Consider the following 21,432-nt stretch of genomic DNA (forward strand, 5'->3'; position numbering starts at 1 on the left):
CGCCCCGGCCCGTACGGCGGCGCGGTCAGTCGGTCGTCACCCGGCGCAACTCGTCGGCCGCCTCCCGCACCGCGGGGAGCAGGGCCGCCACCGGCGGGCTGGTCAGCGTGCCCGTGCGGACGACGAGGGTGATACGGCGGATGGGGCGGATGCCCTTCAGCGGGATCCGGGTGACAGGGTGGCCCGGGCGGTCCGGCACCAGGTCGGGGACGAGGGCGACGCCCCAGCCCAGGGAGACCAGGCCGAACACCGCCTGCATGTCCCCGATGTCGGAGACGATGTCGGGTGCGAAACCGGCGCCGGCGCACACGTGCAGCGCCAGCTGGCCGAGCCCGGACGTCCGGTCCAGGAGCCAGGGCTCCTCCGCGAACTCGGCGAGAGCCCGGGGCTCCTCGGCCCGGGCCAGCGGGTGACCGGGCGCGACGGCGAGGCGGATGCGGTCGCTGATCACCTCCTCCTCGTACAGCCCGGGCACCCGCGGCTCGGGCACGTGCGAGTAGCCCGAGGCCAGGACGGCGTCGAGACGCCCCAGGCGGACCGTCTGCCGGCCCTCGTCGGGATGCACACCGTGCAGGGTGATACGCAGCTCCGGATGGCTTTTCCGTAACCGGTTCAGCGCCGGTACCAGCAGAGCGGGGCCCTCGTGCAGCGGTACGCCCACCCGCAGCTCGCCGGTGACCCTGCCGTCCCGTGCCATCAACTGCGCTTCCGCTTCCTCCAGTTGGGCGAGGACCCGCTCCGTGTGGGTCACCAGCATCCGCCCGGCGGGGGTGAGTTCGGCCCGCTTGCTGCCACGGTCGAGAAGCGCGGTACCGGTCTCCGACTCCAGCGCGGACAACTGCTGGGACACCGCGGAACGCGTGTAGTTGAGCGCCTGCGCGGCCGCGGCGATCGAGCCCCGCGCCCCCACCTCACGCAGCAGCACCAGTTTCCGTACATCCAGCACCGTCATCCTCGCTAACGCTTCCGGTTACGAAGTATCACGCCAGATTACGGGACAACGCTCCGACCGGAGATTTCAATGGAGATCAACCCCGCTTCATCCACCTCGCCCGACGCGGGCACCAGACAAGGGAACTCCGCCATGCCCACCCTGCTCCACCTCGACTCCAGCCCCCGCCAGGGCTCGGTCTCCCGCCAGATCTCGGGCGAGTTCGCGGAGACCTGGCGCAAGACCAACTCCGGCGGCGAGTACGTCTACCGCGACCTCGCCGCCGACCCCGTACCGCACGTCGACCACGCGCAGATCGAGGTCATGCACCGCCTGGAGACGGAGGGCGTGCGCGACCTCGCCGTGGCCCGCGAGTTCGCGAAGACCCCCGAGGAGAAGGCGAGCTGGGCGGTGACCTGGCCGCTGATCGAGGAGCTCCTCGCGGCCGACACGATTCTGCTCGGCGTACCGATGTACAACTTCTCGGTGCCGTCCACGTTCAAGGCGTGGTTCGACCGCGTCCTGATCGCACCGCTGATCGCCGACCCGGCCACCGGCCAGGGCCCGCTGACCGGCAAGAAGGTCGTGGTGGCCTCCGCGCGCGGCGGCGCCTACGGCCCCGGCACCCCCCGGCACGACTTCGACCACCAAGAGCCCTACCTGAAGGCGGCCCTCTCCATGGTCGGTCTCGCCGGCGACCTCACCTTCCTGCACGCGGAGCTCACCAAGTCGGCGCACGTGCCGCGGCTCGCCCAGTTCAAGGAGCTGGCGGCCACCTCGTACCAGACCGCGATCGACGGCGCCCGCACCCACGGTGGCGCCTGACCGCCCGCCACAACCGGGACCTCACCGCAGCGGGAGGTTCCGGCCGAAGACGTTTTCCGGGGCGTACCGGGCCTTGAGCGCACGCAGCCTGGTCAGGGCCGGCTCGGGAAACGCCTCGATGAGGACGTCGGGGGAGCAGCGGCTGTCGAAGTTCAGGTACCTGCCGTTCACCTCAGGAGCGAGTCTCGCCCAGTGGGCGTCGAGGGACCGCTCCAGCTCCGGCACGGTCGCGGACAGGAGCTGGAAGTTCTGGGTGCGGTGGACGCAGGCGGTGGCCGCGGGATCGACGTCGTTGACCACGCCGCCCACCGAACGGAACTGCTCCATCAGTACCTGCCCCGACCCCAGCGCGTCCGCGACGCGGCGCGCGGTGTGCGCGGAGACGCCGTCCAGCAGCCCGGAGCGGGTGGCGCCCAGCCCCTGGCCCTGGTGCGGGGCACCGCCGGCCGGCACCAGCGCCGGATACGGGGCGAGTACCGCCTCCCGCGGCAACAGCGGACCCAGCCCCAGCAGGGGCGTCAGCGCCCGCTGGGCGGCGTCCGGCCGGTCGCAGGCGTACACGGCGGAGACATGGGCGACGGCCGGGCGGTCCGGCCCCGCCGGCATCAGGGTGAGGAAGCCGGTGAGTTCGCGGGGCGCCGCCCGCAGCACGGCTCCCCACTCCTCGACGGGCGGCGCCGCGTCCCGCGCGTCGATGACGAGGTCGGCGAAGACGACGTCGCCGGTCTCGGACGCCTCCAGTTCCAGCGCCGTGACGATGCCGAAGTTGCCGCCCGCGCCCCGCACCGCCCAGAACAGGGCGGGACTGCTTTCCGTGCCCGCCCGGACGAACGTCCCGTCGGCCAGGACGAGTTCGACGGCCGTCACATGGCCGGTCGTCAGCCCGTTCCGCGGCGTGAACCACCCGGTCCCGCCCGCCGTGACCACCCCGCCCACCCCGACGTCGCCGTGCGTCGGGCGTGCCCACCGTGCATCCGCACTGAGGGAGTCTCCGGGCGGAGCGGGGTGTCCGGCCGGCCTGTGACGCGGCTGTGACCGGAGGTGTGGCTTCCGTCACGGCCCCGGCCCCACGGTCCTGATGGGGTGACCGGATGCGCAGACCCGCCCGCCTCCTCCCGGCCCTCGCCGCCGTCCTGCTGCTGTCGGCCTGCGGCTCGCAACGCGCCGCCGGCCCCGGCACCGCCTCCCCGGCACCCCGCACGCAGGTCAGCGGACCAGCCGTGGACGGCGTGCGGATCACCGCCGTGACCATCCCCTCCGCCTCTGCGACCCCCACCCCCTCCGACGGCCTCGTCCACGCGGACCGGATCCCCGGCGACTCCGGCGTCTCGGCCGCCTACGAGGTCACCAACGACAGCACCCAGGCACTGACGTACACCGTGCTGTTCGACTTCACGACGAGCAGAGGCGAGGTCATGAGCAACCGGCGCGAGACCGTGCGCGCGGTCGGGCCCGGCCGGACCGTGCGCGGCACCGTCGGCCTGGGTGTGATCGCTCCGGGCGCCTCCACGGTGACGACGGTGAAGATCGGCGAGGTCACCGAGGTCCCCGCGGACGAGGCGCCGCCCGAGGCGGGTGTCTGCCCCTCCTCCGGAATCCGCGTCACGGCTGACGACGGTGACGCCGCCATGGGGCTGCGCGTCGTCGGCCTGCGCCTGGAGAACTGCGGCAAGCAGGACTACACCCTCGACGGCTACCCGCAGCTGAGCCTCCTGGCCGAGGACCACGAGCCGGTCGAGGGCGTGAAGATCCTGAAGGGCGGCGCCGCCATCGCCACCGGAACCGGTTACGACGACCCGCCCAGCGCCCTCACCCTGGCACCCGGCGAAACCGCTGTCTCCGGTCTGGCCTGGCGCAACACCACCGACGCCGGCACCGACGCCGTGAACATCCCCTACGTCCGGGTGCGCGCGAAGTCCGGCGCCGCACCGGTCATGCTCACCCCCCACCTCGACCTCGGCACCACCGGAAAGCTGGGCGTCGGCGCGTGGAAACGAGCGCAACCGTAGCGCGGCGAAATTCCGCGTGAGCCCGCGCCGATCTCGGTACGTTGGAAGGGCGCGAGAGTGCACGACCAGCGCTTTCTCTCCTACCGAACCCTTTCGAGGCAACCCACCGTGTTCCTGGCCATCACCACCACCGGCACCCCCGAACGCCCCGCCACCGACCTCGGCTTCCTGCTGCACAAGCACCCCGAGAAGGCCCAGGTGTTCTCCATCTCCTACGGCACTCCGTAGATACGTAGGTTGAAACTGCCCTACGCTCTGTCTCATGGCAGAGACACAGAGGGCGCTACTCGCCGCGCGGATCAGCGTCGACACGGACGAATCGACGTCCATCCCAAGGCAGTTGGAACACCTTCACAGGTGGGCTCAGGGGCTCGGACATGACGTAGCGGGGGTAGTTGAGGACCGTTCCGTGTCCGGCTCTGTAGACCTCCCTGAGCGCCCCTCTATGGGGCCATGGCTCACCGAGGAAGGGCGGGAGAAGTGGGACGTACTGGCAGTCACCACACAGGACCGTCTGAGCCGAGACGATCTCCACTTCATGGCGTTCGTGAAGAACGTTCTGGACTGGGGGAAGACTCTCGTTGTCCTGGATGACCCCTCGTTCGATATCTCCACCGAGACGGGACGGCTCATTGCCTACGCCAAAGCGACTCAGGCAGCAGCAGAGCTGAGGAAGATCAGACAGCGTGTCTCTGATGCACGGGACTACCTACGCCGGAACGGTCTGTTCGCTGGTGGGCACACACCGTTCGGCTATCTCTATGAGAACTCACCGGACGGGAAACATTACGTCCTGGTGCCGGAAGCCAAGTACGCCAAGATCTTGAAGGAGATCTCAGAGCGGGTGCGTACGGGAGTCTCCACCAACCAGATTGCACGAGAGCTGAACGCATCCGGCCTTCTGACATGGCGTGACTATCTCAGGGAGCTGCGAGGCAAGGATGCCAAGCGCAGGCACGGAACGGCTCTCACAAAGCCCAAGGGAACCAACTGGAGTCCCAACGTCGTCCGCAACATCCTCAAGAACCCTTCCTGCGCTGGATTCCTCGCATACAAGGGTGAGCCGTTCGAGGACGATCAGGGGAACTTGGTCATGGCTACGGAGTACCCGATTCTCACCCATGCGGAATGGCAAGCCACTGTCACAGCCATTGAGTCCCGTGGGCAGTCCAACATCCGGCGCACCAACGAAACCTCTCTCCTGACTGGTGTTGCCCGCTGTGGCAACTGCGGTGAGAGGATCTTCTGTCACCGGCTGAAGAAGACTCTGGCAACAGGAGAGGTCAAGGTCTATAGGCACTACTCCTGTATGGCGCGCTCCAAGGGAATGCCCTGTAGCAACCCGGCACGGATTCCAGAGGACTTGCTCAATGAGATCTTTGAGAATGCTCTCCTGAGCCGACTTGGTGAGCTTCCGGAAGTGGTGAAGGTGACAGAGCCGGGGGAAGACCACACAGCGGAGCTTAACCAGGTCACAGCACGTCTGCTGCGCCTGGAGAAGGACTACGAGAACGGCCGGTACGACGAGCCTGAGAAGGAAGAGTCCTACTGGCGGATGCACGGGAATCTCACCAAGAAACAGAAGGATCTCAAGGCAAAGCCTGTACGCGCTGCGGTCACTCGCTACGTCCCGACAGGTCTGAAGTGGGCTCAGAAGTGGGGAGGGATGAACACTGATGCTCGCAGGGACTACCTGACGAACAGGGACGTTCAGGTTTACGTCTGGAAGCAGGCCATTCCTAAACTCGCGCATGGCGCTGTGATCTCACTGGGAGATCTCAAGCAGCTTGCCACGGCGGCAAGTCTGGAATCCGATGTGCTTGTGGGATGGCAGTTGAGCGGCTGGAACGTACCGGACCACTGGACCAATCCAGAACTGAGGGATTTCCCGAGCCGGTTGGCGGATACGTCGGTTGTTCCGGAAGTCATTGACCAGCTACACAAGAAGCTCTTGAGCGTCCCTGAGAGCGTCTGAGAATACGAGAAAGCCCCTGGATGCCTTCCCGAGTCGGGAGGGCGTCACAGGGGCTTTTCTGTGTCTACCAGAGCCCCCTTCCGGATACTGCTTGGACCATTGACTAGCCTTACTCGCGAAAGACTAGGGCCGTGGTCGCTGAAGGCCTCCGGTCTTCTGCGGTCGCAGTACGCGGCCGTCGGCGCCGTGTCCCGCGGCGTCGAGGTGGCCGACCTGCTGGCGCGCCAGCGCGAACGGGCCTCGAACGCGGCCGCCTTCACGCAGGCGTACCGCCGCTACTGCTGGACGACGGACGGCCTGGAGGGCGTACGGCTCGCCCCCTTCCAGATCCTGGCCGTCCAGGGCCGCAGCCTCGCCGGGCTGCCGCACGACGAGCAGCTCGCCCTGCTCGACCGGCTCGTGGAGCACGACGGCAGCGGCCTGCTGCAGACCACCCGACGGCTCTACGTCGACACCGGTGACCCGGAGTCGGTGCGGGCCGGCGTCGACTGGTGGCTGGAGATGACCGGTCGCGGCGGCGAGGGCATGGTCGTCAAGCCGCTGGGCGCGCTGGTGCGCAGCGGGGAGGGACGGCTCGTGCAGCCCGGCATCAAGTGCCGGGGCCGCGAGTACCTGCGGATCATCTACGGTCCGGAGTACACGCGCCCCGACAACCTCGTCCGGCTGCGCGGCCGGTTCCTGAACCACAAGCGGTCGCTGGCGATCCGTGAGTACGCCCTGGGTCTGGAGGCCCTGGACCGGCTGGCGGAGGGCGAGCCGCTGTGGCGGGTGCACGAGGCCGTGTTCGGGGTGCTGGCACTGGAGTCGGAGCCGGTGGACCCACGGCTTTGAGCCAATCGTGAGCCGTGTTCACACAAGCACCATGGAAACCTTGTGTCACACACATGGCCCCGCCTAACTTGAACAGCCGTACGAATCAGGGGAGTTCGAGGAGGGCGGGGCACCGGTGGAGATCAAGAAGGTAGTGGTCCGGGAGGAAGAGAAAACCAACCGGCAGCCGCGCATCGTGGAGAAACGGCCGACGCCCTGACCGGCCGGCGGGGCGGCATGGGCATCACGCTCGTGACGATGCCCTGGCATCCGATCGATCTGCCCTCGCTGCAGCTGGGCCTGTTGCACGCTCTGGTCTCGCGCACCCGCCCACACGACGAGGTGCGCGAGTTCCACGGCTCCCTGCGCTGGGCGGAGTTCCTGCTGGAACGCTCCGACGGGCGGCTGCGGCCGGGCGACTACGTACGGGTCGGCAGCGACTCGATCTTCCACGGCCTGGGCGACTGGGTCTTCTCCGGAGCGCTCTACGACGACCCCGACTGGGGCACCGCACGCCTCAGGGACTACGCCGTCCGGCACGGGATCGACGTGGACACGGCGTGCGCCATGCGCGCGTACGCGGCCGAGTTCATCGCCGAGTGCGCCGACGCCGTACTCGCCGACGAACCGGACGTCGTCGGCTTCACCACCACCTTCATGCAGAACGTGTCCTCGCTCGCACTGGCCCGCGAACTCAAGGGCCGCAGCCCGCAGCTGACGATCGTCTTCGGCGGCAGCAACTGCGACGGCCCCATGGGGCACGCCCTGCACCGCAACCACCGCTTCGTCGACCAGGTGGTGCGCGGCGAGGGGGAGTACGCCCTTCCCGCGCTCCTGCGGCATCTCGACGACGGCACCCCACCCTCGGACGTACCGGGCCTGTGCTGGTGGGAGGGCGAGGTCTCGCGTGCCAACCCCGAGTCGCGGCGCACGGTGGCACCGGCCGACATCCCCTCGCCCGACTACGACGACTGGCAGACGGCGCTGGACGCCTCGCCGGTCGCCGAGTACGTCCACCCAAAACTGGTCGTCGAGGGCGCGCGCGGCTGCTGGTGGGGCGAGAAGCACCACTGCACCTTCTGCGGGCTCAACGGTTCGGCCATGGCCTTCCGCGCCAAGCCCGGCGAGCGCCTGTGGTCCGAGGTCGACCGCCTGGTCCGCCGGCACCGCATCCTCGACGTCGTCACCGTCGACAACATCATCGACATGGCGTACTTCAGGGACTTCCTGCCGCGGGCCGCCGCCAGCGGCTGGGACCTGCGCATGCACTACGAGGTGAAGTCCAACCTCACCGCCGACCAGCTCGCCCTTCTCGCCGACTCGGGCACCGTGCACATCCAGCCCGGCATCGAGAGCCTCGGCAGCCGCGTTCTCGACCTGATGGACAAGGGTGTCACCGGAGCCCGCAACATCCGCACCCTCCGCGAGTGCGAGAACCACGCGCTGACCTGCTCCTGGAACCTCCTCTACGGCTTCCCCGGCGAGACCGCCGACGACTACACCGCCGTACTGGACCAACTCCCCGCACTCGTCCACCTCCAGCCGCCCAGCGGCGCCCACCGCATCCAGCTCGAACGGTTCAGCCCCCACTTCAACGACCCCGGCCTCGGCTTCGGCAAGCGCGGCCCGGCCGAGATGTACCAGCACGTCTACGACCTGCCCGAGAACGAACTCACCGAACTCGTCTACCTGTTCGACACGGAGGACGCAGGCATCGGGGGAGCGGTGGAGGCCCGGCTGAAGCGGGGCGTGGAGCGCTGGCTCACCGGCCACTCCGGGTCGCGGCTGACGTTCACCGAGGACGCGGACGCCCTGCTGGTGCACGACCGGCGGGCGAACTGGCCGCGGCGCACACACAGGTTCACGGGCTGGCGGGCGGCCGCCCTGCGCCGACTGGAGGACGGACGGAGCGGGCAGGCACTGCACCGTCTGCTCCTTGAGGACGGTCACCGGCTCACGGTCGAGGAGCTGGACCAATGGCTCCAACGGGCCCTGGAACTCGGCCTGTTGTTCCGTGACGGGCGGACGTACGTCTCCCTGCCGACCTGGGGTGAACCGGTGCGCCTGGACGAACCGGGGTATGCCTACCAGATGCTCTACCACCGGCGCGGACCCGATTTCGTCATCGTCATGGACCGTAGGGACAAGGGGGTGTCGGCCCGCTACACGCTCGACGACCCCGATCTGCTCGCCACCTTCGACATGCTTCAGGAACCCACACCCCTGGCCGAGTTGAGCGACACACAGCAGGAAGCGGCGAGGCTCCTGGCGGACGAGGGACTGGCCCTGCTCACCGACGGCCGGGCGGTCGCCCTGCCACCCCGTCTCCGGAGCTGGCCCGTGCCCTGCACCGGAATCTGACGGGTGACCGTCCCGCCGAAGCCCCCGCCCCTACGACGCCACCGCCCCTTCGTCCTGCTCTGCGCGGAGCAGACGGCAGGCTCCGTCGGCCGCCAGATCACCGCGCTCGCGCTCACCCTGCTCGCCGTGACGGTCCTGGACGCCGGGCCGTTCGCCGCGTCCGTGATCCTCGCGCTGACGTATCTGCCCGGCGCGGTGCTCAGCCCCTTCGCCGGAGTGCTGGTCGACCGCGTACGCCTGCGCCGGCTGCTGGTCCTGGCCACCTCCCTCCAGGCCCTGGTCGTCGGCTCCGTCCCGCTCGCCCAGGCCGCCGGACACCTCACCTGGCCGCACATCCATGCGGTCGCCGCGGTCTCCGGCAGCCTGACCTTCACCCTCTCCATCGCCCTCCAGGCGGCGCTGCCCCGGGTGGTCGGCCCCGACCGGCTGCTCGCCGCCAACTCCGTGCTGACCGGCGCCCGCACCCTCGGCCAGATCGGCGGACCGGCCCTCGGCGGCGTCCTCGTGGGCCTGACCGGAACCGCCGTCGCACTGACGGCCGGGAGCCTCGCCTACGCCGTGGAGGCACTGGTGATGTTCGCCCTGCCCGGCGCCCTCGACACCCCGGCCGCACCGCGCAACGCCCGCGGCACCTCGCCGACCGCCGCCCTGCGGGCGGGACTTGAGGTCGTACGGCGGGAGCGGCGGCTGTTCCGCATGGTGCTGGCCGGTGCCGGACTCAACCTCGGCAGCGGAGCCTCGGCCGCGCTCTACGTGCTGTACGCGAGCCGTGAACTGAGTCTCTCGCCATGGCAGTTGGGTGCGACATACGCCATGTTCAGTGCGGCCACCGTGCTCGGAATCGTGGTGGCCAAGCGGTTCGGCGAGAGGCTGGGGCTGTGGCGGACGACGAGGTTCTGCGGACTGGTCGCGGGCGCCGCGGGCTTCCTGGTCCCGACGGCGTCCCTCGGCCCCGCCTTCCCGCTCCTCCTCGCATACCAGGTCTCGTACGGCCTGGCCGTCACCGTCTGGACCATCTCCCTGACCACCCTCCAGCAGCTGGTCGCACCGGCGGGAATGCAGGGCCGGGTCGCGGGCTTCAACCAGGCCGCGCTTCTGGCGACGGTGCCGGTCGGCGCGCTGGGCGGCGGGGCGCTGGCGGCGGCGCTGGGGGCCGTACCGGTGCTGGTGGCGGCAGCGGCGGTCGCGCTGGCCTCCGGTGCGACGCTGTGGGCGCCGATCCGGACGCGGGAGCTGCCGCTACCCGACCAGGCGCAGTGACGTGCCCGCCACGCCCACCCGCACCGACTGCCCCCACGTCAGCTGTAGCGCGTCACCCTCCATCCCGTCCCCGAAGGCGATCAGCCGCTCGGACTCGACGGTGAGGGTGAGACGGGCCGAGGCCGCGAGCTCGCCCGCCACCAACGACGTCCCGGTGGCCGGCGACGGCCACGCCTCCCGTACGAACCACAGCAGCCGGTCGTCGGTCGGGTGGGGCAGCGACAGGTCACTCAGGGCGGCGCCCCGCTCCTGCCACACGGACCGGATCCATCCCGTGGCCCCGGTCCCCGTCCCCACCAGCACCCCGGACGAAGCCTGGGCCTCGACGACACCCCCGTCGTTCTCGAGGCCCAGGCGGTACCTGGCCGTCTGATGTCCGGCGGCGCCCAGGTAGATCTCGTTGAGCGCGACGATCCGCTGTGTGTCGTCGGCGACGGCCTCCACCATGGTGAGTTCGTCCACGGCGCTCGTGCTGCGGGCCGCCGGGAGCAGGGCCGCCGCGTCCGCGGGCCGGTGCCGCACCAGGACGCCCGGGTTGCGGCCGGGGTCCGTGTCGATGCCCAGCACCGGCTGCCCGGCGAGGTACTTGGCGACGTTCGCCACCAGCCCGTCCTGCCCGACGACCACCACGACGTCCTCCGGCGCGAACAGGAATCGGTCCAAGTCGCCCCGTTCGACCAGCGTCTGACGCCAAGTCAGTGGAATCGCGGAGGTGACCTCGGCGAGCGCCCGCCGGGTGCGTCGGTGCCGCTCCGCGACCTCCCCGATGTCCCGGCCCCGGGAGGAGAGGAAGAAGGCGGCCTGTCCGTGCGTGCCGTGGTGGGCCACCAACTCCTCGTACTCCGTGGTGCGATGGACGAGCACGACACGCGGGGCGAGGCTCACGCGGCACGCCCCGCGGAGAGGACGGGCCGGACGGGCGCTCCCGTCGGCGCGACGAGGGACGGTTGCCCGGCGCCAGGTGTGTCGCCCCGCAGGGGCGCTGACGCCGAGCGTCGGCAACCGACGACAACGCCGCAGATCTGCGTGCCGGACCCCGCGACGCCGAGCTGATCCGCCGGACAGGCCCCATGGCCCGCGCCGCGGAACCCGGCCGGGCCGGCCGACGGCAGGCCGGTCACCCTCGCTCCGGCGAATCCGGTCGGTCCGGCCTCCGCCTTCACACCCGCTCCCGCGAGCCCAGCCTGGCCAACAACCCGGTCAGCACGTCCGGCGAGATGGTCACGCTGTCGATGTTCGGCAGGTTCTCCGCCAGCCGGGTCCCGGCGAGGGCGTGCAGGGTCGCGACGTCCACCTCGGCGTGCACGCGCAGCCAGGCGGCCTGCGCCTGGGCCCGCGCCTCCCCGACCTCGCGCGCACCTTCGGCCTCGGCGCGGGCGAGCCGCACCGAACGAGCCGCCTCGGCATCGGCCATCCGCACCGTCCGCGCCGCCTCCGCCTCCGCCAGCCGCTCGGTACGCCGCGCCTCGGCGTCCGCGAGCCGCACGGACCGCGTGGCCTCCGCCTCGGTCCGTACGGCGTCCGCCGCCGCCTGTTCCTCGGCCTCCCGCCGGGTGTTCGTCCCGCGCTGCTCGACCAACTGCTCCTCCCGGCGGGCCAGTTCGATCTGGCTGGCCAGTTCGTTCTCGGCGATCGCCCGCTCCCGCTCGACGGCCACCGCCCGCCGCTCGTACGTCGCCCGGTCGGCCTCCTGCTGGATCTGCTCCCGGGCGGGCGTGCGCAGGGCCCGCTCCACCTCCGGCTCCGGACGCAGAGCCACCACGCGTACGGCGACCACGTCGATGCCCGTCGCCGGCAGCCGCGGCTCCGCGCCCAGCCCCGCCGCGACCCGCTCCCGTACCGCCGCCACCCCGTCCACCAGCGCCGACGACAGCGACGTACGGGCCAGGACGTCCAGCGCATGCTGCTGCGCCGTCTCCGTCAGCAGCGTCCCCAGCTGCTCCAGCGGCGCGCCCCGCCACACCCCGGTGTCAGGGTCGACGGAGAAGTCCAGCCGGGCGGCGGCGAGCGCCGGGTCGCTGATCCGGTACGTCACCGTCGCCTGCACCGCCACGTCCTGGAAGTCGGACGTACGGGCATGGAAGGTCATCGCCAACTCCCGGTCGTCGACCGGCACTTCGGAGAGAGCGGCGGTCAGCGCCCGGAACCAGAAGCTGAGCCCCGGCCCGTCGTGCAGCAGCTTCCCGGCGCGCTGGTGCCGGATGTGCGCCGTCGGCGCCCCGCGCAGATGGCGCCAGCCCAGGCGCCGTGTGATGTCGGCCATCGGACCCCCTCGGTTCTCGTCCATCAGACGATAATCGCCGGGGCCATTTATCGTCAAGAGGACGAAAACAAGAAGGCGGAGAAACCGGCCACCGGCGGGTCAATGAGCCCTCCGATGGTCAGGATGGAGGCATGGGAATGCATGTCGACTCCGAGGCCGGGCGGCTGCGCCGCGTCATACTCCACCGGCCGGATCTCGAGCTCAAAAGGCTCACCCCCAGCAACAAGGACGCCCTCCTCTTCGACGACGTGCTGTGGGTGCGCCGGGCGCGCGCCGAGCACGACGGTTTCGCCGACGTCCTGCGTGACCGCGGGGTCGCCGTCCACCTCTTCGGCGACCTGCTCACCGAGGCCCTGGAGATCCCGGCGGCCAGAACGCTCGTCCTGGACCGGGTCTTCGACGAGAAGGAGTACGGCGTCCTCGCCACCGACCACCTCAGAGCCGCCTTCGAGACGCTCCCCGCGCCGGAGCTGGCCGAGGCCCTGGTCGGCGGCATGACCAAACGCGAGTTCCTGGAGGCCCACGCGGAGCCCACCTCCGTCCGCTTCCACGTCATGGACCTCGACGACTTCCTCCTCGCACCGCTTCCGAACCACCTCTTCACGCGCGATACCTCCGCCTGGATCTACGACGGCGTCTGTGTCAACGCCATGCGCTGGCCGGCCCGCCAGCGGGAGACGGTCCACTTCGAGGCGATCTACCGCCACCACCCCCTCTTCCGTGACGAAACGTTCCGCGTCTGGTCCGAGGGGCAGGCCGACTACCCGTCCACGATCGAGGGCGGGGACGTCCTGGTCATCGGGAACGGCGCCGTCCTGATCGGCATGAGCGAGCGGACCACCCCGCAGGCGGTGGAGATGCTGGCGCACAAGCTGTTCGAGGCCGGCTCCGCGCAGACGATCGTGGCCCTCGACATGCCGAAGCGGCGCGCCTTCATGCACCTCGACACCGTGATGACCATGGTCGACGGCGACACCTTCACCCAGTACGCGGGCCTCGGCATGCTCCGCTCGTACACCATCGAACCCGGCGCCGGAGACAAGGAGCTCAAGGTCACCGACCACCCGCCGGAGCACATGCACCGCGCGATCGCCGCCGCCCTCGGCCTGAGCGCGATCCGCGTCCTGACCGCCACGCAGGACGTGCACGCCGCCGAGCGTGAGCAGTGGGACGACGGCTGCAACGTCCTCGCCGTCGAGCCGGGCGTCGTCGTCGCCTACGAACGCAACGTCACCACCAACACGCACCTGCGCAAGCAGGGCATCGAGGTCATCGAGATCCCCGGCAGCGAACTCGGGCGGGGCCGGGGCGGCCCGCGCTGTATGAGCTGTCCGGTCGAACGGGATGCCGTATAGAAATGCAAATCATCGTATAGACTTCCATCCGTATACGTCCCCGCATTCCTGGAGCGCCCCCATGGCGACAGTCCCGACCGCCCTCGCCGGCCGCCACTTCCTCAAGGAGCTCGACTTCTCCGCGCAGGAGTTCCTGGGTCTGATCGAGCTGGCCGCCGAGCTGAAGGCCGCCAAGAAGGCCGGGACGGAGACGCAGTACCTGCGGGGCCGGAACATCGCGCTGATCTTCGAGAAGACCTCGACGCGCACGCGCTGCGCGTTCGAGGTCGCCGCCGCCGACCAGGGCGCCTCGACGACCTACCTCGACCCCGCGGGCTCGCAGATCGGGCACAAGGAGTCCGTGAAGGACACCGCGCGCGTGCTGGGGCGGATGTACGACGGGATCGAGTACCGCGGGCACGGGCAGGGCGTCGTCGAGGAACTGGCCGCGTACGCCGGCGTTCCCGTCTACAACGGCCTCACCGACGAGTGGCACCCCACCCAGATGCTGGCCGACGTGCTCACCATGACCGAGCACAGCGACAAGCCGCTCAGCGAGACGGTCTTCGCCTACCTCGGCGACTCCCGCTACAACATGGGCAACTCCTACCTGGTCACGGGCGCCCTGCTCGGCATGGACGTCCGTATCGTCGCGCCCCGGGTGCTGTGGCCGGACGAGACGATCGTCGAGGTGGCCCAGCAGCTCGCCCTCGCCTCCGGCGGCCGGGTCACGCTCACCGAGGACGTGAAGGAGGGGGTGCGCGGTGCCGACTTCGTCGCCACCGACGTCTGGGTGTCGATGGGGGAGCCCAAGGAGGTCTGGGACGAGCGCATAGCGCTGCTCGGTCCCTACGCCGTGACCATGGACGTGCTGCGCGCCACCGGCAACCCCGACGTGAAGTTCATGCACTGCCTGCCGGCCTTCCACGACCTCGGCACGCGCGTGGGCCGCGAGGTCCACGAGCGGCACGGTCTGACGGAGCTGGAGGTCACCGACGAGGTGTTCGAGTCGGAGCACTCCGTGGTCTTCGACGAGGCCGAGAACCGCATGCACACCATCAAGGCGGTCCTGGTCGCGACCCTCGCCTGACGCCCGGCGCCGCACTCAGGCGGAACGCCGCTGCCGAGGCACCACCGGCAGACGGAACCACACGGCCTTGCCGGACGTCGTCGGCCGGTGACCGCAGGACGAGCTGAGCGCGCGGATCAGCAGCAGCCCGCGCCCGTGCTCCTGCCAGGGGTCGGGTGCCTGCGCGCCCGGCCAGGTGAGGTCGAACGGCGGCACCGGGTCGGGGTCGTGCACCTCCACCTGGCAGCCGCTCGGCAGCAGCTCCACCACGAGTTCTATCGGGGAGTCGCCGACGACGGTGTGCTCCACGGCGTTCGCGACCAGCTCCGCCGTGAGCAGTTCCGCGGTGTCGCAGTCGGCCCCGTGCTCCAGCTCGGCGAGTGCCGTGCGCACGAGTGCGCGGGCCACGGGCACGGCCGCTGCGGAGTGCGGCAGTGCGATGCGCCAGGAGGCGGCGGAGGCTGAGGGGCGGTCGTGCAAGGCGGGTCCGTTCATGAGCAGGCTGTCCTGCTTTCAACTTTTATGAATGGTACGGCGCCGCCCGACGAGAGGCCCGACGGGCACCGTGCGGGAGCTTCGGCCCCGCTGACGGGCGGCTTACCCGTAGCAACGGCTTGCCTCGCGCGGCTGCTCCCGCCGTAGCCGCTCTGTCGACGAGCCGTGACGGATGTGACCGGACCGGGTCACATCCGGACAGCTCTATCGCGTACTCATGACGACAGTCACGGATGAGTGATAACTTCGAGGGGTAGAGCTCAGTGAGGCAGTGCCCGCCCCCCGAGGAGGCCGCTCGTCATGAGTCCCTTCACCGGCTCCGCCGCCCGCACCTCCGACTGGCGGCATCTGCGTGTCGAGCACGCCGACGGGGTCGCCACGGTCACCCTCGCGCGCCCGGAGAAACTCAACGCGCTCACCTTCGGCGCCTACGCCGACCTGCGCGACCTGCTGGCCGAACTGTCCCGGGAGCGGTCCGTGCGGGCCCTGGTCCTGGCCGGCGAGGGCCGCGGCTTCTGCTCGGGCGGCGACGTCGACGAGATCATCGGCGCGACCCTGTCCATGGACACCGCCCAGCTCCTCGACTTCAACCGCATGACCGGCCACACCGTGCGGGCGATACGGGAGTGCCCGTTCCCGGTGATCGCGGCGGTGCACGGGGTGGCGGCGGGCGCGGGGGCGGTGCTCGCCCTGGCGGCGGACTTCCGCGTCGCCGACCCCACCGCCCGGTTCGCCTTCCTGTTCACCAAGGTCGGTCTGTCCGGCGGCGACATGGGCGCGGCGTATCTGCTGCCGAGGGTCGTCGGCCTGGGCCACGCGACCCGCCTCCTGATGCTGGGCGAACCGGTCCGCGCCCCCGAGGCGGAACGCATCGGCCTGATCAGCGAGCTGACCGACGAGGGCGGCGCGGACGAGGCGGCCCAATCTCTGGCCCACCGCCTGGCCGACGGCCCGGCCCTGGCGTACGCCCAGACGAAGGCCCTGCTCACGGCCGAGCTGGACATGCCGCTCGCAGCATCGGTCGAACTGGATGCCTCGACCCAGGCCCTGCTGATGAACGGCGAGGACTACGCGGAGTTCCACGCGGCGTTCACGGAGAAGCGCCCACCGAAGTGGCAGGGCCGATGATGCCGACCTCAGTGACACCGCCCCAAGGGGCGCGGGACCGTGTGGAATCTGCGGCTACCGCCGCGTGGGCGCGACCAGCCACAGAGGACCCGCAGCCGCCCGAGGCGACCGGCCACCCCCAACGCGTTGCGATCATCGGCGGCGGTCCCGGGGGCCTGTACGCCGCCGCCCTCCTGAAACGGCTCAGCCCGCAGCGCGAGCTGACCGTCTGGGAACGCAACGCCCCGGACGACACCTTCGGCTTCGGAGTCGTCCTCTCCGACGAAACCCTCGGCGGCATCGAACACGCCGATCCCGTCGTCTACGAGGCCCTCAAGAAGGACTTCATCCGCTGGGACGACATCGACATCGTCCATCGAAGCACCCGCCAGACCTCCGGAGGCCACGGTTTCGCCGCACTCGGCAGGCGACGCCTCCTGGAGATACTGCACGAGCGCTGCCGGGACCTCGGCGTCGACCTGCGCTTCCGTTCGAAAGGCCCGCACCCCGACCGGCTGGCACAGGAGTACGACCTGGTCATCGCCGCCGACGGAGTCAACAGCGCCACCCGCGAGGCCTACGCGCATGTGTTCCGCCCCCATGTGGCCACCCATCACTGCCGCTACGTCTGGCTGGGCGCCGACTTCGCCTTCGACGCGTTCCGCTTCGAGATCGCCGAGACCGAACACGGCGTGATGCAGCTGCACGGCTACCCGTACGCTCCCGACGCCTCCACTGTGATCGTCGAGATGCATGAGGACGTATGGCGGGCTGCCGGCTTCCAGGACCTCGACGAGACGGAGTCCGTCGAACGCTGCGCCAAGATCTTCGCGGAAGCGCTCCGCGGCCGCCCGCTCCGCTCCAACAAGTCGGCGTGGACCACCTTCCGTACGGTCGTCAACGAGCGCTGGTCGCACGGCAACGTGGTCCTGCTCGGCGACGCGGCCCACACCGCCCACTTCTCCATCGGCTCCGGCACCAAGCTGGCCGTCGAGGACGCCCTCGCACTCGCCGCCTGCCTGGAGGAACAGCCCACACCGGCCGAGGCGCTGGCCGCCTACGAGGAGGAGCGCAAGCCCGTCGTCGCCTCCACCCAGCGTGCGGCCCGCGCCAGCCTGGAGTGGTTCGAGGACCTCGGCCTCCACCTCGACCAGCCGCCCCGCCAGTTCGCCTTCAACCTGCTCACCCGCAGCCGCCGCGTCACCCACGACAACCTGCGCCTGCGCGACGCCCGCTTCACCCAGGCCGTGGAGCACGAGTTCGGCTGCCCGCCCGGTACGCCGCCGATGTTCACCCCGTTCCGGCTGCGCGGTCTGACCCTGCGCAACCGGGTCGTGGTCTCGCCCATGGACATGTACTCGGCGGTCGACGGCGTCCCCGGCGACTTCCACCTCGTCCATCTCGGCGCCCGCGCCCTCGGCGGCGCCGGTCTGGTGATGACCGAGATGGTGTGCGTCAGCGCGGAAGGCCGGATCACCCCCGGCTGCACCGGCCTCTACACCGGCCGGCAGGCGGAATCCTGGAAACGGATCACCGAATTCGTGCACGCACAGTCGCCCGGCACCGCGATCGGCGTGCAGCTCGGCCACTCCGGCCGCAAGGGCTCGACCAGGCTGATGTGGGAGGGCATGGACGAACCGCTGCCCCACGGCAACTGGCCGCTGGTGGCCGCCTCCCCGCTGCCGTACAAGCCGGACAGCCAGACCCCGCGCGAGCTGACCCGGGCCCAACTCACCGACATCCGCGAGCAGTTCACGGCCGCCGCCTGGCGGGCCGCCCGCGCCGGCTTCGACCTCCTCGAACTCCACTGCGCCCACGGCTATCTGCTCTCCGGCTTCCTCTCCCCGCTGACCAACCGCCGCACCGATGCCTACGGCGGCTCGCTGGAGAAACGACTCCGCTTCCCGCTGGAGGTCTTCGACGCGATCCGGGGCGTCTGGCCGGAGGAACGGCCCATGACCGTCCGCATCTCGGCCACCGACTGGGCCGAGGGCGGCACGACGGCCGACGACGCCGTCGAGATCGCCCGCGCCTTCGCCGCGCACGGCGTCGACGCCGTCGACGTGTCGACCGGGCAGGTCGTGGCCGACGACCACCCGGAGTTCGGGCGCTCCTACCAGACGCCGTACGCGGACCGCATCCGCCACACCACCGGCCTCCCCGTGATCGCGGTCGGCGCGATCTCCTCCTGGGACGACGTCAACTCCCTGATCCTGGCCGGGCGCACGGACCTCTGCGCCCTCGCCCGCCCCCACCTCTACGACCCCCACTGGACCCTGCACGCGGCGGCCGAGCAGGGTTACGACGGCCCCGGCGTCGTCTGGCCGGCCCCGTACCGCGCGGGCAGCCGCCGCCCTCGGACGGGCCGCACGGACGCCCCCAAGCCCCGCCTGACGCTGGGGACTTGAGGTGCCGAGGTGGATGCGGAACGGCCGCGCGGTCACACGCCCGCGAACTCGGCCCCCGCGTCCCTGAGCCGCTCGTGCAGGTCCCGGAAGACGGCCGCCGAGCGGACGCCGGGCCAGTCCTCGGGGAGGAGACGGGCGGGCAGGCCGGGGTCGGTGTAGGGGAGGTGGCGCCAGGAGTCGAGGGCGAGGAGGTAGTCGCGGTAGGCCGCCTCGGGCGGGGTGTCCGCCCGGTGCTCCCATTCGTGCAGCACGGGCGCGTGCCGGTCGAGGAACGCCTCGTGCTCCTTGGCGATCGCGGCCAGGTCCCACCAGCGGGCGACCGCCTCCTCGGTCGCCGCGAACCCCAGGTGCTCGCCGCGGAACAGATCGACGTACGGGTCGAGGTGCAGCCGTTCGAGGGTGTGCCGGGTCTCCTCGTACAGCCGGGCGGGAGCGATCCACACCCCGGGCGTCGCCGTGCCGAAGCCGAGCCCGGCCAGCCGTGAGCGCAGCACGTGCCGCTTCTGCCGCTCCGACTCCGGCACCGAGAACACGGCGAGCACCCACCCCTGGTCCCCGGGCGGGTCGGTGGCGTAGATGCGCCGGTCGCCGTCGTCGAGCAACTGGCGGGCGTCCGGCGACAGTTCGTACCCGGCCGCGCCCTGCGCGGTACGGGCCGGCAGCAGCAGTCCCCGGCGTTTGAGGCGGGAGACCGAGGAGCGTACGGAGGGCGCGTCCACGCCGACCGCGGCGAGCAGCCGGATCAGTTCGGCGACGGGCACGGGGCCCGGCGCGAAGCGGCCGTACGCGCCGTAGAGCGTGACGATGAGAGACCGTGGTGCATGCTGGTCGGACACGTTGATCATCTTAGGTCGTCGGCATCAGTGCTGGTCACCTTCGGTGTCACGTTCGAGGACACTTCGACGGCTGGTTCGCCGGTTCCTTCGGTGCCGGGCCGGGTGTCACGGTCGGTGCGCAGTCTGAAGCGCTGCAGCTTGCCGGTCGCCGTGCGGGGCAGGGCGTCCAGGAAGACGATCTCGCGGGGGCATTTGTAGGGCGCCAGCTCGGACTTGACGAAGGCGCGCAGGGGTTCGGCGTCCCGCTCGGCGCCCTCCCTGAGGACGACGTACGCCACGACGACCTGTCCGCGTGCCTCGTCGGAGCGGCCCACCACGGCCGCCTCCACCACGTCCGGGTGGCGCAGCAGGGCGTCCTCCACCTCCGGTCCGGCGATGTTGTACCCGGCCGAGATGATCATGTCGTCGGCGCGGGCGACATAGCGGAAGTAGCCGTCGCTCTCGCGGACGTATGTGTCACCGGTGATGTTCCAGCCGTCGCGCACGTACACGCGCTGGCGAGGGTCGGAGAGGTAGCGGCAGCCGACGGGCCCGCGCACGGCGAGCAGCCCCGGCTGCCCGTCGGGCACGGGCTGTCCGTTCTCGTCCTGCACGCGCGCGTGCCAGCCCGGTACGGGCACGCCCGTCGTGCCGGGCCTGATGTGCTCGTCGGCCGCTGAGACGAAGATGTGCAGCAGCTCGGTGGCGCCGATGCCGTTGATGACGCGCAGGCCGGTCCGCTCGTACCAGGCCCGCCAGGTGGCGGCGGGCAGGTTCTCGCCGGCCGAGACGCAGCGGCGCAGGGACGAGGTGTCGTGGGCGTCGAGTTCGTCGAGCATCGCCCGGTAGGCCGTCGGCGCGGTGAACAGTACGGAGACCCGGTGCTCGGCGACCGCCGTCAGCAGCTGCTGGGGATGCGCCTGTTCGAGCAGGAGCGCACTGGCTCCGACCCGCATCGGGAAGACGACCAGCCCGCCGAGCCCGAAGGTGAAACCGAGCGGGGGACTGCCCGCGAAGACGTCGTCCGCACGGGGTCGGAGCACATGCTTGGCGAAGGTGTCGGCTATGGCGAGCACATCCCGGTGGAAGTGCATGCACCCTTTGGGGCGGCCGGTCGTGCCCGAGGTGAACGCGATCAGCGCGACGTCGTCGGCCGCCGTGGCGACGGCCGGGTACGGGGTGTCGGGCGCCGGGCGGTGCAGAAGGTCGTCGGGGGCGTCGCCGCCGTAGGTCGTGATCTGCAGGCCCGGTATCTCGGCCTTGGCGAGGTCGTCGACGGCGCGTATGTCGCAGAGGGCGTGTCCGATCAGTGCTATGTCACATACCACTTCCAGCTCGTGAGGCCGCTGCTGGGCCAGCACCGTGACCGCTACCCCGCCCGCCTTCAGCACCGCCAGCCAGCAGGCCGCGAGCCAGGGCGTGGTCGGGCCGCGCAGCAGGACGCGGTTGCCCGGGACGATGCCGAGGTCCCCCGTCAGGACATGGGCGATGCGGTCGACGCGGGCACGCAGCTCGCCGTACGTCCACGAAGGCCCGTCCGGGGTGTGGAACGCCGGGCGGCCGGGGTCGGCGTGGTCCAGCAGCTCGGCGGCGCAGTTCAGCCGATCGGGGTAACGGAGCTCCGGCAGGTCGAACCGGAGTTCCGGCCACTCCTCGGGCGGCGGGAGGTGGTCGCGCGCGAAGGTGTCGACGTGGGCCGAGACGTTCATGGCGGTGCGCCCCCTTGCCGTTTGTGGGCGTCCTGGTGGGCCAATACACCTGGCACATCGA

15 protein-coding genes and 3 pseudogenes are annotated in these 21,432 nt (G+C 70.7%); 11 read left to right on the forward strand and 7 right to left on the reverse strand.

What is annotated here, in order from left to right; all coding sequences use genetic code 11:
• Nucleotides 1–25 precede the first annotated feature (25 nt).
• A complete protein-coding gene (locus LJ657_RS04580) occupies nucleotides 26–952 on the reverse strand; it encodes a LysR family transcriptional regulator (protein WP_232646911.1) in 927 nt (308 codons plus the stop codon).
• 132 nt (nucleotides 953–1,084) lie between these two features.
• Between LJ657_RS04580 and LJ657_RS04585 the strand changes: the two genes are divergently transcribed.
• Complete coding sequence (locus LJ657_RS04585) at nucleotides 1,085–1,756, forward strand: FMN-dependent NADH-azoreductase (protein WP_232646912.1); 672 nt, start codon at nucleotides 1,085–1,087, stop codon at nucleotides 1,754–1,756.
• Between the two features lie 21 nt (nucleotides 1,757–1,777).
• On the opposite strand, the pseudogene LJ657_RS04590 reads toward LJ657_RS04585, so the two are convergent.
• Nucleotides 1,778–2,698 (reverse strand): annotated as a pseudogene (locus tag LJ657_RS04590) (FAD-binding oxidoreductase); the annotation flags it as partial.
• Nucleotides 2,699–2,847: 149 nt separating this feature from the next.
• Here LJ657_RS04590 and LJ657_RS04595 point away from each other — a divergent pair.
• The 6 genes and pseudogenes from LJ657_RS04595 to LJ657_RS04620 all read left to right on the forward strand — a co-directional run bounded on the left by LJ657_RS04595 (nucleotide 2,848) and on the right by LJ657_RS04620 (nucleotide 10,171).
• Nucleotides 2,848–3,765, forward strand: a complete 918-nt coding sequence (locus LJ657_RS04595; RefSeq protein ID WP_232646914.1) for a DUF4232 domain-containing protein — start codon at nucleotides 2,848–2,850, stop codon at nucleotides 3,763–3,765.
• Nucleotides 3,766–3,873: 108 nt separating this feature from the next.
• Nucleotides 3,874–3,987: pseudogene (locus LJ657_RS04600) on the forward strand (hypothetical protein); the annotation flags it as partial.
• A 40-nt stretch (nucleotides 3,988–4,027) separates the two neighbouring features.
• The gene (locus LJ657_RS04605) at nucleotides 4,028–5,740 is read left to right on the forward strand and encodes a recombinase family protein (RefSeq protein ID WP_232646915.1); all 1,713 of its coding nucleotides are present in this window, start codon (nucleotides 4,028–4,030) and stop codon (nucleotides 5,738–5,740) included.
• A gap of 123 nt (nucleotides 5,741–5,863) precedes the next feature.
• Nucleotides 5,864–6,571, forward strand: a pseudogene (locus LJ657_RS04610) (polynucleotide kinase-phosphatase); the annotation flags it as partial.
• A gap of 216 nt (nucleotides 6,572–6,787) precedes the next feature.
• On the forward strand, nucleotides 6,788–8,911 hold the full coding sequence (locus LJ657_RS04615; RefSeq protein ID WP_269786069.1) for a RiPP maturation radical SAM C-methyltransferase: 2,124 nt from the start codon (nucleotides 6,788–6,790) through the stop codon (nucleotides 8,909–8,911).
• Between the two features lie 3 nt (nucleotides 8,912–8,914).
• Nucleotides 8,915–10,171, forward strand: a complete 1,257-nt coding sequence (locus LJ657_RS04620; RefSeq protein WP_232646917.1) for an MFS transporter — start codon at nucleotides 8,915–8,917, stop codon at nucleotides 10,169–10,171.
• Here the strand turns inward: LJ657_RS04620 and LJ657_RS04625 are convergent.
• Complete coding sequence (locus LJ657_RS04625; protein ID WP_232646918.1) at nucleotides 10,151–11,056, reverse strand: hypothetical protein; 906 nt, start codon at nucleotides 11,054–11,056, stop codon at nucleotides 10,151–10,153. The genes LJ657_RS04620 and LJ657_RS04625 overlap by 21 nt on opposite strands.
• Before the next feature lie 274 nt (nucleotides 11,057–11,330).
• Complete coding sequence (locus LJ657_RS04630) at nucleotides 11,331–12,434, reverse strand: SPFH domain-containing protein (protein WP_232646919.1); 1,104 nt, start codon at nucleotides 12,432–12,434, stop codon at nucleotides 11,331–11,333.
• A 131-nt stretch (nucleotides 12,435–12,565) separates the two neighbouring features.
• On the opposite strand from LJ657_RS04630, the gene LJ657_RS04635 reads away from it, so the two are divergent.
• Both LJ657_RS04635 and argF read left to right on the forward strand, forming a co-directional pair.
• Nucleotides 12,566–13,789: an arginine deiminase gene (locus tag LJ657_RS04635; RefSeq protein WP_232646920.1), complete on the forward strand. Its 1,224-nt coding sequence runs from the start codon at nucleotides 12,566–12,568 to the stop codon at nucleotides 13,787–13,789.
• A gap of 61 nt (nucleotides 13,790–13,850) precedes the next feature.
• Nucleotides 13,851–14,858: an ornithine carbamoyltransferase gene (gene argF / locus LJ657_RS04640; protein WP_232646921.1), complete on the forward strand. Its 1,008-nt coding sequence runs from the start codon at nucleotides 13,851–13,853 to the stop codon at nucleotides 14,856–14,858.
• Between the two features lie 15 nt (nucleotides 14,859–14,873).
• Here argF and LJ657_RS04645 read toward each other — a convergent pair whose 3' ends face one another.
• Complete coding sequence (locus LJ657_RS04645; protein ID WP_232646922.1) at nucleotides 14,874–15,332, reverse strand: ATP-binding protein; 459 nt, start codon at nucleotides 15,330–15,332, stop codon at nucleotides 14,874–14,876.
• A gap of 300 nt (nucleotides 15,333–15,632) precedes the next feature.
• Between LJ657_RS04645 and LJ657_RS04650 the strand changes: the two genes are divergently transcribed.
• Both LJ657_RS04650 and LJ657_RS04655 read left to right on the forward strand, forming a co-directional pair.
• Nucleotides 15,633–16,460 (forward strand): enoyl-CoA hydratase family protein, encoded by an 828-nt coding sequence (locus tag LJ657_RS04650; RefSeq protein ID WP_232646923.1) that lies wholly within the window; start codon nucleotides 15,633–15,635, stop codon nucleotides 16,458–16,460.
• Nucleotides 16,457–18,847 carry a bifunctional salicylyl-CoA 5-hydroxylase/oxidoreductase gene (locus LJ657_RS04655; RefSeq protein ID WP_372487802.1) on the forward strand — a complete coding sequence of 797 codons (2,391 nt, stop codon included), beginning with the start codon at nucleotides 16,457–16,459 and terminating at the stop codon, nucleotides 18,845–18,847. Before LJ657_RS04650 ends, LJ657_RS04655 begins: the two co-directional genes overlap by 4 nt.
• A gap of 32 nt (nucleotides 18,848–18,879) precedes the next feature.
• Here the strand turns inward: LJ657_RS04655 and LJ657_RS04660 are convergent, their stop codons facing one another.
• On the reverse strand, nucleotides 18,880–19,692 hold the full coding sequence (locus tag LJ657_RS04660; protein ID WP_232646925.1) for a PaaX family transcriptional regulator: 813 nt from the start codon (nucleotides 19,690–19,692) through the stop codon (nucleotides 18,880–18,882).
• The gene (locus tag LJ657_RS04665; protein WP_232646926.1) at nucleotides 19,689–21,371 is read right to left on the reverse strand and encodes an AMP-binding protein; all 1,683 of its coding nucleotides are present in this window, start codon (nucleotides 21,369–21,371) and stop codon (nucleotides 19,689–19,691) included. Before LJ657_RS04665 ends, LJ657_RS04660 begins: the two co-directional genes overlap by 4 nt.
• Nucleotides 21,372–21,432: the final 61 nt, after the last annotated feature.

This window comes from Streptomyces guryensis, from assembly GCF_021261325.1.
In the GTDB taxonomy this organism is placed as follows: Bacteria; Actinomycetota; Actinomycetes; order Streptomycetales; family Streptomycetaceae; genus Streptomyces; species Streptomyces guryensis.

Excerpts from the sequence above, each read along its gene's own strand:
- LJ657_RS04595 (WP_232646914.1), top strand. The coding sequence starts at position 2,848 with ATGCGCAGACCCGCCCGCCTCCTCCCGGCCCTCGCCGCCGTCCTGCTG.
- LJ657_RS04615 (WP_269786069.1), top strand. The coding sequence starts at position 6,788 with ATGGGCATCACGCTCGTGACGATGCCCTGGCATCCGATCGATCTGCCC.
- LJ657_RS04635 (WP_232646920.1), top strand. The coding sequence starts at position 12,566 with ATGGGAATGCATGTCGACTCCGAGGCCGGGCGGCTGCGCCGCGTCATA.
- LJ657_RS04585 (WP_232646912.1), top strand. The coding sequence starts at position 1,085 with ATGCCCACCCTGCTCCACCTCGACTCCAGCCCCCGCCAGGGCTCGGTC.
- LJ657_RS04665 (WP_232646926.1), bottom strand. The coding sequence starts at position 21,371 with ATGAACGTCTCGGCCCACGTCGACACCTTCGCGCGCGACCACCTCCCG.
- LJ657_RS04630 (WP_232646919.1), bottom strand. The coding sequence starts at position 12,434 with ATGGCCGACATCACACGGCGCCTGGGCTGGCGCCATCTGCGCGGGGCG.
- LJ657_RS04605 (WP_232646915.1), top strand. The coding sequence starts at position 4,028 with ATGGCAGAGACACAGAGGGCGCTACTCGCCGCGCGGATCAGCGTCGAC.
- argF (WP_232646921.1), top strand. The coding sequence starts at position 13,851 with ATGGCGACAGTCCCGACCGCCCTCGCCGGCCGCCACTTCCTCAAGGAG.
- LJ657_RS04645 (WP_232646922.1), bottom strand. The coding sequence starts at position 15,332 with ATGAACGGACCCGCCTTGCACGACCGCCCCTCAGCCTCCGCCGCCTCC.
- LJ657_RS04580 (WP_232646911.1), bottom strand. The coding sequence starts at position 952 with ATGACGGTGCTGGATGTACGGAAACTGGTGCTGCTGCGTGAGGTGGGG.
- LJ657_RS04650 (WP_232646923.1), top strand. The coding sequence starts at position 15,633 with ATGAGTCCCTTCACCGGCTCCGCCGCCCGCACCTCCGACTGGCGGCAT.
- LJ657_RS04660 (WP_232646925.1), bottom strand. The coding sequence starts at position 19,692 with ATGATCAACGTGTCCGACCAGCATGCACCACGGTCTCTCATCGTCACG.
- LJ657_RS04655 (WP_372487802.1), top strand. The coding sequence starts at position 16,457 with ATGATGCCGACCTCAGTGACACCGCCCCAAGGGGCGCGGGACCGTGTG.